4 protein-coding genes are annotated in these 1,920 nt (G+C 59.4%); 3 read left to right on the top strand and 1 reads right to left on the bottom strand.

The features are described 5' to 3' along the window. Positions 1 to 111 precede the first annotated feature (111 nt). Entirely contained in the window at positions 112 to 666 is a 555-nt protein-coding gene (locus F573_RS0113855) for a DNA-binding protein (RefSeq protein WP_019023089.1), read from the bottom strand. Positions 667 to 806: 140 nt separating this feature from the next. Between F573_RS0113855 and F573_RS14500 the strand changes: the two genes are divergently transcribed. The 3 genes from F573_RS14500 (at position 807) to F573_RS0113835 (ending at position 1,888) form a co-directional block, all read left to right on the top strand. Continuing rightward, on the top strand, positions 807 to 1,058 hold the full coding sequence (locus tag F573_RS14500; protein ID WP_231384433.1) for a hypothetical protein: 252 nt from the start codon (positions 807 to 809) through the stop codon (positions 1,056 to 1,058). A 29-nt stretch (positions 1,059 to 1,087) separates the two neighbouring features. Then, the gene (locus tag F573_RS0113845) at positions 1,088 to 1,276 is read left to right on the top strand and encodes a hypothetical protein (protein WP_019023087.1); all 189 of its coding nucleotides are present in this window, start codon (positions 1,088 to 1,090) and stop codon (positions 1,274 to 1,276) included. Positions 1,277 to 1,570: 294 nt separating this feature from the next. Next, complete coding sequence (locus F573_RS0113835; protein WP_019023085.1) at positions 1,571 to 1,888, top strand: hypothetical protein; 318 nt, start codon at positions 1,571 to 1,573, stop codon at positions 1,886 to 1,888. Positions 1,889 to 1,920 lie beyond the last annotated feature (32 nt).

Raw genomic sequence — 1,920 nt, 5'->3', positions numbered from 1 at the left:
GATGCCGGCATGGAGGATGTGGTCGAGGTGGACTGACCACTTGCCCCGGAGTATCTGAATCGGTTCCTGCCCTCACCCCATCCGAACACTCGGATGGGGATGGGCTTTCAATCACTCTGAAGCCGATTCCAGACGCTCCCGCAGTTCTTCCACCAATTCCGCGCGCGCTTCGGCCCGGATCGCCCGTTTCTCCGCTTCCTCCAGCGCCCGGTCCAGGCGCGCAACTTCCGCTTCGAGTGCCTGGATACGCTCGGCGTCCGCCGACCGGAAGTGATGTTCGGGATGCTGCTCCAGCCACGTTCCAAGGAGACGCTGAATCGTGGTGTACGAGCCTTTGCCGATCCACTCACGAATCCCCCGCAGGGTTAGCCGTTCCCCGCTGGATGTCAGGGCGTCCGCGGCCCGGTGGACATCGGCCTCGGTCAGCCCTCGACGGGGACGCGCGCGAGCCGGTGCCGGAGAGGGTGAAGCATCCGCCTCGGCCGATGGAGCCGGTTCTTCGGGAACCGGGGCATCCGACGGGGTGATGACCTCCGGGGCGCCCTCCCCCTCCGCAGGATCGGGGATGATGGCGTCCTCATCCTCCGTCTCATCCCCGCTGAACAGGTTGAGCCAGGGCTGGATCTCGGTGGTGTCCAGATGCTTGCGGGAGCGGATGAGCGCCACGTATATAAGCCGCTTGTTCAATGTAAATGACCGAGAGACCGCCGAATAGAAATTGACGCAAAGACACCCCCTGATACATTGATGTCGAATCCAGAAAACGCAGCCGGATGTCGGTTGCGGCCACGCAAAGAGGAACGATGATGACCGAAGAAAAGCATTTCGAAAGCATCTGCGAAACCGAAGAGTTCGACCCGCTCATGTTCGAGGAATACGTTTCGACGCACGGTTTTGGCGATGTCACCGAAGAGGGTATGCGCCGGGGTCGTGAGCTGGTTGAAAACGGCACCCCCTACTCCACTGCTGCTCACGAGATCGTAATTCGTGGGATGACGGAGGATTTCGAAGAAGATGAAGGATGGCCGGAAGTGAAATCGTTGCAGGATGCCGACTAATCCAGACTGTACCAGAAAGGAGGTCAGACATGCCGAAAATCCGGACAAAGCTGAGCATCGGGTTCCCCGGCGCCACCCGTGAGGAAATCATCGAACTCGACCAGGACGAGTGGGACGAGTGCGAAACCGAACAAGAGCGGGAAGAACTGATCGACGCGGCCGCTCAGGAGTGGGCCAACAACTTCATCGACATCGAAGCCGAGGTGATCGAGGAATAGCCGATTCACTCGGTCTCAGGAGAACATCATGAGCCAGAGTTAAAGAGAGAGGAAGGTGGACGGACGGGATGCGGTAATCCGTCCGGAGTCGGGCACTTCCAAAGACAAGGAGAAGGCGGACCTGTCAGACCTCTTCCTGCTGCAGGGGCAGCATTAGGAAAGGTTTGTGCGAGCATCCATTCCGGGCATCCGGCGCACCGATCGGCCGACCGAGAAATCGACAACGGACATTGGTTTGCTAAGGTGGAATCTCGATCAACGGAAACCGGCCCGAAGCCGGGAAGGAGAACAGCCATGAAGAAAAGCCGTTATACCGAAGAACTGGAAACCCTGCTGGAGATGGTCAACGAAGCCATCGAAGCCGGCCGGATCGATGAACCCGAACTGCCGGAGGACGCCAACGACGCTCGGAGTCTGAAGGCGCAGATCGAGCAGTGCCGGGAGGCCATGGGTGAACTCGATGATCCGATGGACGGCACGTTCATCGTTATCACCGGAAACCCGGTGGACGGGCTTGTTCACATCGGTCCCTTTGGCAACGGCGAAGAAGCCAACGACTACGCCGATAATCTCGACGACGAATGGTGGGTGGCGAAAATCGAGGAGCCGTGACAGGGCACGCGATGATGGCGACTTCGTGGGGG

It is taken from the genome of Thioalkalivibrio sp. ALE23 (assembly GCF_000378545.1).
In the GTDB taxonomy this organism is placed as follows: domain Bacteria; phylum Pseudomonadota; class Gammaproteobacteria; order Ectothiorhodospirales; family Ectothiorhodospiraceae; genus Thioalkalivibrio.
Note: the sequence above shows the minus strand (reverse complement) of the source record. Positions and strands in the feature narration are given on the sequence as shown.

Excerpts from the sequence above, each read along its gene's own strand:
- F573_RS14500 (WP_231384433.1), top strand. The coding sequence starts at position 807 with ATGACCGAAGAAAAGCATTTCGAAAGCATCTGCGAAACCGAAGAGTTC.
- F573_RS0113845 (WP_019023087.1), top strand. The coding sequence starts at position 1,088 with ATGCCGAAAATCCGGACAAAGCTGAGCATCGGGTTCCCCGGCGCCACC.
- F573_RS0113835 (WP_019023085.1), top strand. The coding sequence starts at position 1,571 with ATGAAGAAAAGCCGTTATACCGAAGAACTGGAAACCCTGCTGGAGATG.